The organism is Pedobacter nototheniae, from assembly GCF_004335085.1.
In the GTDB taxonomy this organism is placed as follows: Bacteria; Bacteroidota; Bacteroidia; order Sphingobacteriales; family Sphingobacteriaceae; genus Pedobacter; species Pedobacter nototheniae.
Map to the genome: position 1 here is coordinate 47,244 of NZ_RQRS01000008.1, position 15,889 is coordinate 63,132.

General features: G+C 32.7%; 10 protein-coding genes and 1 tRNA gene. 8 read left to right on the forward strand and 3 right to left on the reverse strand.

Annotated features, from left to right (window positions below):
- Positions 1 to 66: 66 nt before the first annotated feature.
- A tRNA-Ile gene (locus EHC72_RS08755) sits at positions 67 to 140 on the reverse strand.
- A gap of 413 nt (positions 141 to 553) precedes the next feature.
- On the opposite strand from EHC72_RS08755, the gene EHC72_RS08760 reads away from it, so the two are divergent.
- The 6 genes from EHC72_RS08760 (at position 554) to EHC72_RS08785 (ending at position 11,372) form a co-directional block, all read left to right on the forward strand.
- Entirely contained in the window at positions 554 to 1,783 is a 1,230-nt protein-coding gene (locus tag EHC72_RS08760; RefSeq protein ID WP_131537308.1) for a Pycsar system effector family protein, read from the forward strand.
- A 5-nt stretch (positions 1,784 to 1,788) separates the two neighbouring features.
- On the forward strand, positions 1,789 to 3,837 hold the full coding sequence (gene ppk1 / locus EHC72_RS08765) for a polyphosphate kinase 1 (protein ID WP_131537309.1): 2,049 nt from the start codon (positions 1,789 to 1,791) through the stop codon (positions 3,835 to 3,837).
- A gap of 43 nt (positions 3,838 to 3,880) precedes the next feature.
- Positions 3,881 to 4,741, forward strand: coding sequence for an SdiA-regulated domain-containing protein (locus tag EHC72_RS08770; RefSeq protein ID WP_165585795.1), 861 nt, complete (start codon positions 3,881 to 3,883; stop codon positions 4,739 to 4,741).
- A 176-nt stretch (positions 4,742 to 4,917) separates the two neighbouring features.
- Positions 4,918 to 5,043, forward strand: a complete 126-nt coding sequence (locus EHC72_RS23075) for a GIY-YIG nuclease family protein (protein ID WP_233167074.1) — start codon at positions 4,918 to 4,920, stop codon at positions 5,041 to 5,043.
- 168 nt (positions 5,044 to 5,211) lie between these two features.
- Positions 5,212 to 8,817: a BamA/TamA family outer membrane protein gene (locus tag EHC72_RS08780; RefSeq protein ID WP_131537311.1), complete on the forward strand. Its 3,606-nt coding sequence runs from the start codon at positions 5,212 to 5,214 to the stop codon at positions 8,815 to 8,817.
- A gap of 152 nt (positions 8,818 to 8,969) precedes the next feature.
- Complete coding sequence (locus EHC72_RS08785; protein WP_131537312.1) at positions 8,970 to 11,372, forward strand: GAF domain-containing protein; 2,403 nt, start codon at positions 8,970 to 8,972, stop codon at positions 11,370 to 11,372.
- A gap of 99 nt (positions 11,373 to 11,471) precedes the next feature.
- Here the strand turns inward: EHC72_RS08785 and EHC72_RS08790 are convergent, their stop codons facing one another.
- The gene (locus tag EHC72_RS08790) at positions 11,472 to 13,514 is read right to left on the reverse strand and encodes an LTA synthase family protein (protein WP_246029406.1); all 2,043 of its coding nucleotides are present in this window, start codon (positions 13,512 to 13,514) and stop codon (positions 11,472 to 11,474) included.
- A 56-nt stretch (positions 13,515 to 13,570) separates the two neighbouring features.
- The gene (locus EHC72_RS08795; protein WP_131537313.1) at positions 13,571 to 14,173 is read right to left on the reverse strand and encodes a GIN domain-containing protein; all 603 of its coding nucleotides are present in this window, start codon (positions 14,171 to 14,173) and stop codon (positions 13,571 to 13,573) included.
- A 256-nt stretch (positions 14,174 to 14,429) separates the two neighbouring features.
- On the opposite strand from EHC72_RS08795, the gene EHC72_RS08800 reads away from it, so the two are divergent.
- Both EHC72_RS08800 and EHC72_RS08805 read left to right on the forward strand, forming a co-directional pair.
- Positions 14,430 to 14,792 (forward strand): response regulator, encoded by a 363-nt coding sequence (locus EHC72_RS08800; RefSeq protein ID WP_131537314.1) that lies wholly within the window; start codon positions 14,430 to 14,432, stop codon positions 14,790 to 14,792.
- Positions 14,793 to 15,018: 226 nt separating this feature from the next.
- On the forward strand, positions 15,019 to 15,873 hold the full coding sequence (locus tag EHC72_RS08805) for an HD domain-containing protein (RefSeq protein ID WP_131537315.1): 855 nt from the start codon (positions 15,019 to 15,021) through the stop codon (positions 15,871 to 15,873).
- Positions 15,874 to 15,889: the final 16 nt, after the last annotated feature.

The window sequence follows — 15,889 nt, forward strand, 5'->3', positions numbered from 1 at the left end:
AACCAACTTTTATTTTTATAAACGAAAAAAGCCGCTTATCTTTTCAGAAAGCGGCCTTTTAAGCAGTGGGCCCACCTGGGCTCGAACCAGGGACCAAAAGATTATGAGTCTTCTACTCTAACCAGCTGAGCTATAGGCCCGGAAAAAACATTTGTTTTTTGCGAGTGCAATGTTACAAATTTGAATTCAATTTTGGAAAAAGTTTTGTCTTTAAATTTCAAAAAATAATAATATTCACTCATTTTCAATTACATAATTTTTAATTAAAACTCGGCAATCTCTATTTATACTTTTTTTTATTTCAAAATCATGCATTTATTTCTTACCAAAGGTCAAGGCAGGGTTTTAATCATTGTTTTAAATTTGTATAGTAATAATGAATAAAACATTTTGTTTCAACAGGCATTATTATTGTTAATGCAGCGGAGTGCAATAAATCTGAAAATTAGCTTATTTTTATATTTATTATTTGCTTATACTTAAAATATAGCATTTAAAAGAGCCTAACAAGCTTTTAATTACCTAGAACCTATTTATATACCCAAACAAAGAAATGAATTATATTAAACTGCAGGAGGATGTAGAACAACATGTTACTCATTATTTTAATACACATCACGATCCTAGATTAGTTTACCACAATTTGCAACACACAGAAGATGTTGTACATGCGGCAAAACAAATTGCTAATCACTATCAATTAAATGAGCAGGATTATTTTGTGGTCATAGTTGCGGCGTGGTTTCATGATACGGGTTACTTTGAGGATGCCTTACATCATGAACAGAAAGGGGCAGAGCTTGCAGCACATTACCTAACAATGCATAATGTAGAGCAACAGGTTATAGATTTAGTGAGTGCAGCGATTTTGAGTACAAAAATCCCTCAAAAACCAGTTAATCAACTTGATAAAATATTATGCGATGCCGATCTTTTTCATTTGGGATTAGAAGATTTTAGGAAAAAAGCTAAACTGATGCATAAAGAGGTCGAGCTGATCCATAAAGCAGACATAAGTAAGTTAGAATGGAGAAAAAGAGATATCCAGTTTATGGAATCTCATCATTATCATACAGATTATGCAAATTTATTGCTGGGCGATCAAAAGCTAAAAAATATAGATAAACTCAAATCAAGATTGGCAGAAGCGCTTGAAGATAAAGATGAAAAGGAAGCAGAAGTCGTTCCAAATGTCGACGAAAAACCAATGACTATTATCGAAAAGGAAACTAAGAGTAATAAGAAAGATCGACCTGAAAAAGGAATTGAAACGATGTTTAGAATTACTTCAGCAAACAATCAAAGGTTGAGCGATATGGCCGATAATAAGGCACACATCCTAATTACGGTAAATTCCATTATTTTATCTTTAGTAGTGAGTTTACTCTTAAGGAAACTCGATAGCAGTAATTTTTTAATGATACCAACCTTTATTTTGCTAATGGTGAGTTTATCCTGCGTTGTTGTTTCCATCCTTTCAACACGCCCATCTATTCCAGCTGGAGTTTTTACACCAGAAGATTTGGATAAAAAAAGCGTAAATCTTTTATTCTTTGGCAATTTTTACAAAATGTCTTTACAAAACTATACCGAAGGAATGGTTAAGGTAATGAATGATAAAGATTTTTTATATGGCACACTCATCCGCGATGTATACTCTCAAGGGGTTGTACTTGGGCGAAAATATAAACTGATTCGCTTAGCATATAACATTTTTATGTTTGGTTTAATTGTATCGGTATTATCATTTATGGTTGCTTTTTTACTTTTTGGTAAAGACTAAATTCTATGGTAGAAATACAAAATACCACTTCTTTTTTTAACAGAGATTTAAGCTGGTTAAAGTTTAACGAACGGATTTTGATGGAAGCCGAACGTAAAAATGTGCCGCTTTTAGAAAGGATTAAGTTTTTATCAATATTTTCTTCTAATCTGGATGAATTTTACCGGGTTAGGATGCCCGTTTTACTGGCTTTAGAGAAGTTGAGTAATAACAGTGATAACGATATTCAAATTGAGCAAGACTTATTAAATACGGCAAACACGCTTATTTTAACGCAGCAACAACGTTATGGTAAAACCCTGCAAGAAGATATTATTCCAGCATTAAAAGAGAATAAAATTAACCTCGTTTACGCTTCCGTGATACCAGAGGAGATAAAAAAGGAACTTACCAGATACTTTCAAAGTCAGGTTTTAGCATTTCTACAACCCGTTTACATTAATAAGAAAACAGATTTTTTCCCTTCCAACAACGAACTTTATTTTTTAGTTACGCTAAAAAAGGATGGTAAAGACAAAGGCGTAATTTTAAATATTCCATCCAGCCAGCTGCCGCGTTTTTATAAGGTGGTACATGGCGAAGAAACTTCGATTGTTTTTTTAGATGACATTATAAGAACGCATTTAAATTTGGTTTTCCCATTATCCGAAATTACAGGATGTTTTAGTTTTAAGATAACCAGAGATGCTGAGATTGATCTTACTGATGAATATTCGGGTGAATTATCAGAACAAATAGAAGCCCAGCTTTTAAAGCGTGATGCTGGTTTAGCTACTCGTTTTTTGCATGAGCCAGGCATTTCCGAAAGAGGATTAGAGCTAATTAAAAAGCTTTTTAATTTGAAAAAAGCCAATATGGTAGCGGGTGGGCGATACCACAACCTTAAAGATTTCATGGCTTTCCCTATAAGCTCTGGCGCATTATCTAATCCGCTATGGCCAAAAAATTATAATGAAATTACCAACGGTACCTTAACAGAGGAAATCCATAAAAGAGATCTTATTTTTCATACACCATATCAAAGTTACGATCCGGTTTTAAGGTTTTTTAATGAAGCGGCAATTGATCCCACCGTTTGCGAAATTTATATTACTCTGTACCGTGTAGCCAGCGATTCTAAAATTGTTAATGCTCTAATTAGTGCTGCAAAAAATGGTAAAAAAGTAGCGGTTTTAGTAGAGCTTAAAGCCAGGTTTGATGAAGCCAATAACATTAAATGGGCAAAAAAAATGAAAGAGGCTGGTGTAGATATTATTTATAGCGTTACTGCCTTAAAAGTACATGCGAAGGTTGCACTTGTTAAACGTAAAATTGGTGATCGTACTGATTATACGGGCTTATTTGCAACGGGAAATTTTAATGAGAGTACGGCAGCATTTTACACCGATCATGTTTTAATGACCGCCAACAAAGCAATGCTACGCGAAGTTGAACTTCTGTTTATCTTTTTAGCAAAGAGAGAAAAACCTAGCTCGCCACACTTAATTAATTTTGAACATTTGCTGGTTGCGCAATTTAATTTGCAAAGTGCTTTTTTGCAACTAATTGATCGTGAAATTAAGCACGCAAAAGAAGGAAAAGAAGCTGCCATTACCATAAAGATGAATAACCTCGAAGAGAAAACTTTAATTAGTAAACTCTACGATGCATCAGAAGCAGGCGTGAAAATTACTATGATTGTGCGGAGCATTTGCCGCCTCGTTCCTGGGGTTCCTGGTTTAAGCAGTAACATTAAGGTAATTCGTATTGTAGATCGTTACCTGGAACATGGCCGGGTTTTTATATTCAATAATTTGGGCAAGCAAGATATGTATTTGGGCTCGGCAGATTGGATGAACCGCAATATTTATAGAAGAATTGAGGTGTGTTTCCCAATATATGATGAAAATATTAAGGCAGAGTTATTAGAAATAATCAATCTCCAAAAACAAGATAATGTTCAGGCGGTTACTATTGATGCAGAGATGAATAATGTGCCAATTGTAGAAGGAAATAAACCAATTCAGTCTCAGTATGAAATCTATCAATTTTTAAGATTAAAACAGAATACCTAATATGAAAAATAGCAAAAATATTATATTATTAACATGCCTAGCCATGGGATTTGGATTTTTAACGGTTTCCTGTGTAAATGGTGAGCATAAAGAAGATAATGCTAAAGATACAACAGCAGTTTCTGTAAAAACAGATTTCAGCTATGATCTCAAAAATCCTGTTAAGTACAATATGCCTCAAAACCTTTTCGAAATATCCGGTATTGTATTTCATAATGGCGATCCAAAAGAGGTTTTTGCAATTCAGGATGAAGATGGGGATTTATTTCGTTTAGGTTTGAGTGATAAAGAAGCTAAGTATACTAAGTTTGGTGCTAAAGGTGATTATGAAGATTTAACCATTTATAAAAATCTGATTATTGTATTAAAAAGTAACGGAGAACTGCATACTTTCCCAATTTCAGAAATTAATAAACCCGAAGCAGCAAATGTAGTTAAAACAAAAGATGTTGTACCAAAGGCTGAGTATGAAGGCCTATTTGCTGATGAAAAAACTGGTATGCTTTATATTTTAACCAAAGAAAATAAAGCTCAATTAAAAAATAAAGAAACGATTGTATACTCTTTTAAAATTGCTGATGATGGATCTTTAACTAAAAGCGATGAATTTACTCTGTCTTTTAAAGATATTGCTGCGGTTTCTGGTAATTCTAAAGTGAAATTTCGCCCTTCGGCACTCGCTAAAAATCCTGTTACTGGCGAGTGGTATATTCTTTCATCAATAAATAAAATGATTTTAATTACCGATGCAGATTTTAAGGTTAAATCTAGTCAGCCTTTAGATGGAGATTTATTTAACCAACCAGAAGGAATTACTTTTGATAAGGATAATAATTTGTACATTTCTAATGAAGGCGGAACACTGGCGGCTGGAAATATATTAATGTTTAAATACAAAAAATAAAACTTAAGAAATACTAACCTTTACCGTCATTGCGAGGAACAAAGCAATCTTAAAGCAATAAAAGGATAGAAAGTAAAAAAATAAAGAGGTTGTTTTGTGCCCCATAAAGACTAGGGTATTTAAAACGAATTAAGAATAAAATATAAACCATAAAAAGAGGGGGTTGCGTTTACATCATGACAAATGTTTACCATTCTGTATTATACACAGGAGTAACCTCAAATTTAAAGAGTAGGATGTGGCAGCATAAAAACAATCACTATCCTAAAAGTTTTAGTTCTAAATTAAGTGCCATAAATTAGTTTATTCTATGTTTTTTCTTCGCATTGAAGAAGCCATTGCTGAGGAGAAACGAATAAAAGGTGGAAGTAGACAAATGAAAATAGACTTAATAAATCACTTAAATATACAGTGGTTAGATTTAAGCCAGAATTTTGAACGATAAAGAATTGAATCCCTAAACGCCCAATATGATTAAGAAATTTACCCTGATTACAACATTGTTACTGCTTAATTTAATTGCCTTTGCCCAAAAGGAGGTTAAATACCGTGTAATCCTTTTTGGTGATGCCGGGGAAATGAACTCTGGACAAACACAGGATTTGAAAAATGCAGCTAAGCAGATTATCCCAAATAAAACTACAGTTTTATATTTAGGTGATAATATTTATCCCACAGGAATGGGTTTGCCTGGCAGCATTGAAGAAGAAGATACCAAAAAGATTTTAAAATCGCAGTTTGAACCTATGCGGGCAATGGGCGCTGCGGTGTATTTTATTCCTGGAAATCACGATTGGGATAAATCTGGACCAAAAGGTTTAGCCAAAATTAAAGCACAAGGTGAATTTTTACAATTGCAAAATGATCCATTATTAAAGCTGATTCCTGATAATGGCTGCCCAGATCCCGTTGCTATAAATTTAACAGATCATTTAACCATTATTGCTTATGATAGCGAATGGTGGCTTTTTCCTTACAATAAAAAAAATCCAATTGCAGAGTGCGATTGTAATACTAAAGATGAAGTGCTTATCAGAATGGAAGAACTACTTCAGCAAAATAAAGGAAAAGTTATTCTTTTGGCATCCCACCATCCATTTCAAAGTTACGGCCCACATGGTGGTTATTTTAACTTAAGAAACCATATTTTTCCGTTAACATCGCTAAATAAGAATTTATATATTCCAATGCCAGTGCTTGGGTCGGTTTATCCATTGTTACGTTCCACTTTGTTAAGCCCTGAAGATTTAAATCATCCTGCATATAAAGATATGATTAAATCGGTAACCGATGTTTTTGGTGATTATCCAAATGTAACCTATGTGGCTGGCCATGAGCATGGTTTACAGTTAATTAAAAGCAAGCAATTGCAAATTGTGAGTGGCTCAGGATCCAAAATTTCGCCAAATAAAAAAGGGAAAAACTCTTTGTTTCATGAAATGAAGCAAGGGTATGTTGTTGCAGATCAGCTGATGAATAATGACATGCGATACGAATATTATGTTTACGCAGATACGGGTGTGCAAAGAGTTTATAGCTATACAAAACCTTTTGAAAAAATTACATTAAAAGAAAGATTAAAGGCAAAACCAATAACAGCCGATAGTGTTTTGGTAAGCATCAAACCCGAGTATGACAGCGTAGGGCGTTTCCATCGTTTCCTATTTGGTGATAACTATCGTAAAGAATATGCTGTAAAAACCAAAATGCCAGTAATTAGAATCTCTGAAATAGCTGGCGGCTTAAAGGCAACAAAACGCGGTGGTGGCAATCAATCTCGTTCTTTACGCTTAGAAGATAAAAATGGTAAAGAATGGGTTTTAAGAAGTGTAGAAAAATATCCGGAAGTACTATTGCCAGCACAATTGAGAGAAACCTTTGCCAAAGATGTTATCCGTGATAATATGTCGGCACAACACCCATTCTCTGCTTTAGTAGTGCCCGATTTAGCCAAAGCCGCAGGTATTCCTCACACCAAACCCTTAATAGGAATGGTTTCTCCTGATGATAATTTGGGCGAATTTGCCCCTGCATTTGCTAATACCGTTTGCCTATTGGAAGAAAGAGAGCCCTTAGGTGATTCGGATAATTCGGCAAAAATGTATAAAAAGCTGAATGATGATAATGACAATACTTTTGATGGAGCTGCTTGGGTAAAAGCTAGAGCATTTGATGTTTTACTTGGCGATTGGGATAGGCATGATGACCAATGGCGTTGGAAAGACACTCAAAAAAGTGGCGGTAAACATTATATTCCCGTACCTAGAGATCGCGATCAGGTATTTTTTAGATCAGATGGTTTTCTCCAGCGTTATGCTCAAACATCTTCGTTATTACCAATGATGCAGGGCTATGAAAGAAATATTAAAAATATCGATTGGTTTTTGTGGGAAGGAAGAGAGTTAAGTAGCCGTTGGACAGCAAATATTGATGAAGATGAATGGAACAAAATTGTAAAAGAATTTTGCAGCTATTATACAGATGAGATTTTTGAAAAAGCTTTAAGGAAACTTCCCGATCCAGTTTATTCGTTGCACCACGATGCAATATTAGCCGAATTGAAGGAGCGTAGAGCAACATTGCCAAAATTGATGAACGATTATTATCATTTCTTTAATCGTATTGTTGATATTGAAGTATCTGATAAGAATGAGCTGGTGCAAATAAATGATACAGAGAATAAAGGTTTAGCCGTAAAAATCAATAAAATTTCTAAAGAAGGAAATATAAAAAGAGAGCTATTTAACCGTGTTTTCGATCCAAAAGTTACTAAAGAACTTCGCGTTTATCTTCATAATGGTAATGATAGCTTGATTTTAAATAATAAAACATCAAATATTAAAATTAGGATTATAGGCGGAAAAGGTAAAAAGGTTTATGATTTTGAAAATAGCAATAGCAAAGTGAATCTTTACGATAGAAAGGGTAAAGCAGAATTTAAAGGAGAGGATGCTAATAAAATCACCAAAACGTTATCAAACGATACCTCAAACGTAAGTTACATTGCTAAAGATATGTATCGCAGAAATTCAATATTACTTAATGCAGGTTATAATAGTGATGATGGATTATTATTGGGCTTAATTTATAAGCAAACAAACCCTGGCTTTAGAAAAATGCCTTATGGAAATTCGCAAACCATTTCGTTTTTGCATTCTTTTCAAACAGCTGCCTTTAAATTTGATTACAAAGGTGAATGGTTAAAAGCAATTGGTAAGGCCGATTTTGTTTTAAAAGGGAGTGCAAACGCCCCAAATTACCTCCAAAACTTTTTCGGACTTGGTAATGAAACTTATTTCGACGAACGGGCTGATGATGTGCATTATTATCGTGCAAGGTTTAACCTTTACCAGGTTGATGCTGCCTTAAGATGGCGCAGACCTAAATCAACATTCAGCATTGGCCCATCATATCAATACTATAAATACAATAAAGATGGTAACAATGGTCGTTTTATAGAAAATGGTTCTCAACTGCATTCTTCCGACAGCTTAACGGTAAAAAATGAGAAAATGTTTGCAGGTGCAATTGTAAACTTCACCAACAACACACGTGATAATGATTTGTTGCCAACTTTAGGAAGCTATGTAGATTTTAAGTTGGTAGGTTATAAAGGGGTAAATAAAAACTCAAATTCATTTGGGCAGTTCACGGCTAGCGTTGCGCTATATAAAAACCTGGATGGTAGAAAGAATTTTATACTTGCCGATCGTTTTGGTGGAGGACTAACGCTTGGAAAGCCTGCATTTTATCAAGCACAATATTTAGGTGGGCAAGGTAACTTATTGGGTTATCGCCAATATAGATTTGCAGGCGAGCAAAGTTTTTACAACAATTTGGAGTTAAGGGCAAAACTCGGCGATTTAGTTAGTTATGTATTGCCAGGGCAGGTAGGTTTACTTGGTTTTTACGATGTAGGGCGAGTTTGGAAACGCGATGAACCATCAACAGTTTGGCACCATGGCGTAGGAGGGGGAGTGTATTTTGCACCCGCTTCATTAGCCGTTTTCAGCTTTGTAATGGGGCACTCGGTTGATGGCTGGTATCCTTACGTATCCATGAACTTTAGGTATTAACAACAATTGTAAAAAAACGCTAAACATGATTTTTTCGTAAATAGTATTACCTTAAGAAGACTTTGTGTAACTTTTTCAATTCATATCTTTGCAATTGATTAGTTATTAAATACATAGCGCTAATTAAATAAAATATATAATAAAAACATACAATGAATACCAATGTAATTAAAATACATAAAAATGAATGTATTGGTTGCCAGGTCAAATCAAGCCTGTCATTTGGTCCTCTTGTGGCTTATTTAAAAGGCAGGTTAGTTACCGAGAAATCTGTAAAATCAGAATTTTATAGATTTTTACTAGAAAAAATTGAGAAAGAAGATGCATTAATGGGTAATATTGATGCGCAACAGTTATCGAAATATAAAGATACACTTGAATTAATTTTTACGATCCTTACGCCGTTAATGGCGAATGAAAATGATATGTTTTGGGCATTAAGTACCCCCGTGCCCGATGAAATATTTTTTAGTACCAACGCTTTTTATAATTTTTTTAAAGACCACGATCCCAAAAATAAAGTTAAAAAAGACGATGAGCCAGTAGAAAAGAAACAGTTAAAATTTATTTATAACTTAATTCTGGATCGTTTCTACAACTTTAATTCTGTACTTAAAAATGAAATTATATATGCTCACGTTAATACCGATACAGGTTTAACCCAGTATTATAACATTCATACAGATGTGCAATTTGTAGATATTTTTTACAAAGGTGATTTACCAGAACTTAATTTTGAAGAACTTTCTCAAAGCTTTCAAGAAGGTAATGAATTAGAATACCTGATTAAAAAACTTCCTTTAAAAAATGTAAGCTTCGAAGGTTTCACCGTAATTTCTATTACAGATGTTACCTTACAGCATGCAATTGATGGTATTAGAGATGCATTAGTTAATCATAATTATCAAAAAGAAGCTTATACTCACGTAATTCATGCTTTAAAAACTTTGGGTGGTAATGGCCAATTAGAGTTTGGTTTAATGCCATTTTTAACTGTAAATGACAAACTGGTTTTTAACAATAAAGATTTCTCGCAAAGTATGCTGATTAACTCAGCAAAGGCAGCCAATTTGGAAGAAGAAGTTTTTTATTCGCTAGTTGATCAGTATAAAGAAAATCCACGATCAATATTTGTAACATCAATTAATGATGACCAGATTAAAAAAGATCCGTTTTTAAGGGTTTTAAAAGAAGCCGGAGTAAACTCTTGGTCTATTCTACCAGTTTATTATAATACGCAGCTTGCTGGTGTGTTGGAGATTTATTCTAAAAAGGAAATTGTAGTCGATGATAAGCTATTATCTCGTCTGCGTCCGGCAATCCCATTAATTGGTCAATTATTTCAATATAGTATTGAAGAATTTAACTCTAAAATGGATGAAGTATTGATGGATAAGTTTACAGCTTTGCAACCTTCAGTACAATGGAAATTTAATGAAGCCGTTTGGCAGTTTTTGCAACAAAAAGAAAGCTATCATAAATTAAAAGAGATAGAAACAGTCACCTTTAAGCACATGTATCCGCTTTTTGGAGCTATTGATATTCGTAACTCTACAATAGAAAGAAATAAGGCTTTAAAAGATGATATGGACGTGCAGCTTGGCAGCTTAATCCGTACGCTAAAAGAACTTAGAAAATTTGTTTATTTAGAACTTACAGATAAGCTTCTTTTTAATTGTAAAGATTGGATTAAGCGCATCAGTAATTTTGCATCATCAAATGAAGAAATGCTATTGAACGAGTTCCTGGAAAGCGAAGTTTATCCTTTTTTATCCATCATGAAAACAAATTATCCTAATACTGTAGAAACAGTTGATCGATACTTTGAGGATATTAGTGCCGAAGCTGGAGCTGCATTTGAAAATAGAAGGAAACTTGAAAATTCTATGCAGTTAATTAATACAGAGGTAAGTCAATATTTAGAAAGAGCACAACAAAATTTGCAAACTTCTTATCCTTGTTATTTCGCTAAATTTAGAACAGATGGTGTTGAATACGATATCTATATTGGACAGGCAATTGCGCCAGATAAACCTTTCGATTTACTTTATCTCAAAAATATTCGCTTATGGCAATTAACCTCAATGGTCGAAATTGCCCGTCTTTCAAATAGTTTAATAGGAGAGATGCCAAAACCTTTGCACACCACGCAATTAATTTTTATCCACTCTAATGCAATTGATATTAGCTTTAGAAACGATGAACGTAGATTTGATGTAGAAGGCGCTTATAATATTAGATATGAGGTAGTTAAGAAGAGAATAGATAAAGTGTTGATTAAAGGCACAACAGAACGTTTAACACAACCACATAAAATTGCAATGGTTTATTTTAATGCCGAAGAAGCTAAAGAATATACCGAATACATTAAATATATGCAGGATCAAGGCTTTTTAAGTGATGATTTAGAGCAATTGGATTTGGACGAACTTCAGGGGGTTTCTGGATTAAAAGCCTTAAGAGTTGGTGTTAAATATTTGGAAGAGAAAAAAACTAAAACCAAAGCCAGAGAAGTTTTAATTAAAGCTGAAGAAATTTTACAAGCCTCAGTATAAAAGAAAAAGGTTCCCAGTTTAAATTGGGAACCTTTTTTATGATTTTTGATATTCTTGTATTTCCGTGAATTCAATGTCTTTGTTAAATATTTAAATAAATTATTTAACCCTCAGTTTTCCACTCTTAAACATATCAAAAGCTGCCTGATAATTTGCAATTCCTTGATCGGTTATTGTTTTGGGGAGTTTAGCCGGTTTCTGCTCGTTCTTAGCCTTATTGTAAAAATAAGTGTCTATTTTATGTTGCGGACTTAAAATAACAAGACTATCACCTTTCATATAAACCAGTTTTTGGTAAGTGCCTAAAAATACTCTTGGTTGATATTTTTCATCCAACACATTTTTACCAAAAAACTCACTTGTATAATTCCAGCCTAACAAACTCCATAAAGTTGGAAAAAGATCAACCTGAGAAGTCATTTTGCTGATATTGGTTTTTGCAACATCCTTCAGGTTTAAAATCATACATGGAATTTGATATTTAGAAATATCTATTTCATTTTTGCCAGCGCTACTTGCACAATGATCGGCAACAATAATAATAACCGTATTGCTAAACCAAGGTTTATTTTTAATCTTATCAATAAAGTTTCCGATGGCATAATCTGTATATTTTACAGCGCCTTCTCTACTTCCAGGAGGTAAATCAATTTTATTAGCAGGAAAAGTAAAAGGTCTGTGGTTAGAGGTAGTCATAATGAAATTATTAAACAGTTTATTCTGCTTATATTTTTCATCAGCATCCTTAATTACAACATTAAAAATATCTTCATCACAAATACCCCAGGCATTTTCAAAAGTGACCTCATTATCTTGAATCAGCGTTCTTTTACCGCCATATGTTTCATCAAGTAATTTACGTCCACGGTCTACAATATCATATCCATTGTTGCCAAAAAAGTGATTCATATTATCAAAATATCCATCACCACCATAAAAGAACGTGTTGGTATAGCCATTTTGTTTAAATACATGCCCTACAGTAAAAAGATTTTCATTGTCTGTTCTTCGCACAATGCTATTTCCTGGCGTTGGCGGAATTGCCAAAGTTAAAGCTTCCATTCCTCTTACTGTACGAGTTCCAGTAGCATACATATTGCTAAAAAATACGCTGTTGTTTGCAAATGAATCTAATCTGGGTGTTATATGTTGGGTATTGCCAAAATGCTCTAAAAAGTCAGCACTTAAACTCTCCACCGTAATCATAATTACATTTGGCTTATAAGGTTTGGTGTTGGTAAATTCTATTGTTCTTTTAATGGTATTGCCATTTTCAAATGTGGTACCATTATCTTTCAGTTCTTTTTTAACTAAATCGTAAGCCTTTGTGCTATCAATTAAGCTATAAAATTCTAAATAATTTAGTTCATTGTTTTTAAATGCAGCAAAGAAAGAATAAATCCCAGCCTTACTAAGTTCATTTGTATATCTGTTATTTCCACTTTCGGCCCAGCTATTTTTTACAATTACCGCAAAAAGTATGGCAGGGATAATAATTAAGGATGATATAACAACACGGCTTTTGGACGGAGTTTGACTGATGAAACTATTTTTGAAAATTTTTAATTTATAGAAAACAAAAGTTACTGCAACAGCCAAAAATAACATTCCAGAAATTAATAATGGCAGCGGATAAGATTCATTTATATTGTTAATTACTTCGTATGTATAAATTAAATAATCAACTGCAATAAAATTAAAACGACTTTCAAACTCTTGCCAAAATGTTAATTCAGCAAAAAAAGAAAATAATGTGATTAATAGAAAAAGGAAAAATAAAATGTAGGTAACTATTTTATTCCACTTTTTATGATAAAACCGATTCGGAATTAGCAGCAAATAAAGTGCATAAAAGGAAACTAAAAGTAATCCTGTTCCTAAGTCAAAAAATAAACCAGTAAAATAAAGTTTAAAAATTTCCAATATTTTAAAATCCGTATGCTGGCAAGCACAAATAAATAAAATGCTTCTAATAATAAAGGAAAATAGGAGGAAATAAGCTAAATACCCCAGTAAGATGGAGTACCTGCTTTTAAATAATTTGGTCATTTGCGTGTAAGAAAATTTACGCAAGATAATTACATATTCTGAAGAAAAACTGAAGTTTCGATAATAAATTGGAAATTCTAATGCTTTATACATAAAAAAAAGCGGTTAGTATTTACCAACCGCTTTTGTATATATTATAGTTTGATTTATTAGTTCGAAGCAATTTCTTTATCAATTGCATTAATGGTTTCAGCATTGCTTACACTTGTTTTTAGTGCTGCAAATCTTTCCATTGAAATAGTTGGAGTTTTATCCATAAGTAATGTGTGGCTATCAGTAGAACCACTTAATCTTAAATCAGATTTATCTTTAATTACTGTATACAAACTCTCTGTACTAGTATTTATTTCTGCATGGGCACTTCCACTTAATAAAATTTGAAGAAATTGAGTTGTTAATTTGCCATCAGTTTTAACAATTGCATTGCCTGATGCCTCAATTCTATAAATATTATCAACATAAACAACAAGTTTAGTTAAGCCTTTACCTTCAGAATTAATTCTAAGAATATCTCCTTCTTGCATAACTTTTGCTTTTCCTGTGTTGTCATCCGCATAACTTATTCCTGCAAATGATCTTTGTACCAATAAAACTTCTACATTTCCTTTTACATAAACTCTTTTTACATTTGCCGGAGCAGAAATTTTTGTAGGTTTAGTTTCCATTGCAGAAACATTTGTAGAGATTAACGCTGTTGATAAAACGATAGCTGTTAATGATGAAGCGATTAGGGTTTTGAATGAGGTTTTCATAATATTTTAATTTATAATTAACTGTAATTTAATATTTTAAGTTTTTTTTAAAGCTTTTGTATATAAGACGCAGCTTCATCAAAAACGTTGCAACCTAACCCTCATTTTTATACTATCACTATAAACTAATCGACGAACGGGCATTATTAACAGACGAAAAAAATCGAATCTTAAATGAATTGTAAAATAAATTAAGATTTACAGAGCAATTATTCTTTTTCATATCTTTATAAGAAATTTTAATTCAACTTATTTTATGAAAAAAAAGGTTGTTCTTGTTCAGGATAATGAAGATATCTTAGATATTATGGATCAAGTGTTGGAAGATGAAGGATTTGATGTAACTTCATCTTTAACAACAGAACCTATCAAAAATATTGATAAGATTGATCCAGATGTAGTTGTAATTGACGATCATATTAAAGGAGATGTTAAAGGATCTAAAGTTGTTAAGGATCTTAAAAATGATCCTGAAACCGAAGATTTATCAGTTGTATTAACTTCAACTTCCGATAAATTGCCCCAACAAGCTAAAGATTGTAAAGCAGATGATTACATTGAAAAACCATTTGATATCGATCATATGGTTGATGTAGTTAAACGTAATGCAGAAGGATAAGCAAGCAAATTCATAATCCTTTAAGCCATATAAAACTGTATACTTTGTACAATTTGGTTTATTTTTTATCCTATTAAAAAATTATTAAAACCTATCGACTAAAATAATGTTAATAAATCAATAAGCTGATTCTAAATATTTTAGCTTTTTGTGTAATTAAATATAGATGTTTTAATATTTATTACTAATAATTTTAGTAATTTTGAATTAATTAAAACGGTTCATTATGGTACAGGTAAATGATTTTTTATATGGAAAAATGCAATTCCCACAGGTTATTGCTGATTTGTTTGAAACAGAAGCAATAAAACGTTTAGCCGGTGTACACCAAAGTGGAGCTATTTTTTTAGTTAACCCCGATATTTGTCATTCACGCCTGGAGCATACTACTGGTGTAATGATGCTGATTAAAATGCTTGGAGGATCAACCTTGGAGCAAATTGCAGGTTTGCTTCATGATGTTTCTCATACTGCCTTTTCTCACGTAGGAGATTATGTTTTTAATCATGAGAATGAAGATTATCATGAAACAATTTTTAAGCAGGTCATTTTAAGTTCAGATATTCCAGCTGTTTTACTGAAGCATGGCTATCGTATAGATCAAATTTTTGACGGAGAATTCAATATTTTAGAACAGGAATTACCTTCACTCTGTGCTGATCGGTTAGATTATACACTTCGTGACGCAATTTATGGAGGGATTATAAGCAGACAAAGAGCAAAAGAGTTTTTACAAGCTATTGTATTAAAAGATGGAAAAATTGCTATAACAATTGAAAAAGAAGCAGTTTGGATTAATGAAATTTTTGATAAATTAAATAATGATGTGTTTAAATTGCCACTTCACTTGTATGCAAATGGTAAAATGGCCGAATTAATTAAAAGTTTTTTAAAAAGAGGGCTTTTAGTTAAAGATGATCTTTTTAAAACAGATACACTTCTTTTAAATAAAATTAGAAGCAACTTTGAAGGATATGAAGCTATAAAATCAATTAAGCAATTAAAAGGTTTCTCAGAATTTATTCGCCATGGGGCAGTTCCTAATATAAAGGTTAGAAGTTTAAAGGCCCTTTTAGCCTAAATAAATAAAGAATTTT

Coding starts and splice junctions, on each gene's coding strand:
- EHC72_RS08760 (WP_131537308.1), top strand. CDS start 554: ATGAATTATATTAAACTGCAGGAGGATGTAGAACAACATGTTACTCAT.
- ppk1 (WP_131537309.1), top strand. CDS start 1,789: ATGGTAGAAATACAAAATACCACTTCTTTTTTTAACAGAGATTTAAGC.
- EHC72_RS08770 (WP_165585795.1), top strand. CDS start 3,881: ATGGGATTTGGATTTTTAACGGTTTCCTGTGTAAATGGTGAGCATAAA.
- EHC72_RS23075 (WP_233167074.1), top strand. CDS start 4,918: ATGACAAATGTTTACCATTCTGTATTATACACAGGAGTAACCTCAAAT.
- EHC72_RS08780 (WP_131537311.1), top strand. CDS start 5,212: ATGATTAAGAAATTTACCCTGATTACAACATTGTTACTGCTTAATTTA.
- EHC72_RS08785 (WP_131537312.1), top strand. CDS start 8,970: ATGAATACCAATGTAATTAAAATACATAAAAATGAATGTATTGGTTGC.
- EHC72_RS08790 (WP_246029406.1), bottom strand. CDS start 13,514: ATGTATAAAGCATTAGAATTTCCAATTTATTATCGAAACTTCAGTTTT.
- EHC72_RS08795 (WP_131537313.1), bottom strand. CDS start 14,173: ATGAAAACCTCATTCAAAACCCTAATCGCTTCATCATTAACAGCTATC.
- EHC72_RS08800 (WP_131537314.1), top strand. CDS start 14,430: ATGAAAAAAAAGGTTGTTCTTGTTCAGGATAATGAAGATATCTTAGAT.
- EHC72_RS08805 (WP_131537315.1), top strand. CDS start 15,019: ATGGTACAGGTAAATGATTTTTTATATGGAAAAATGCAATTCCCACAG.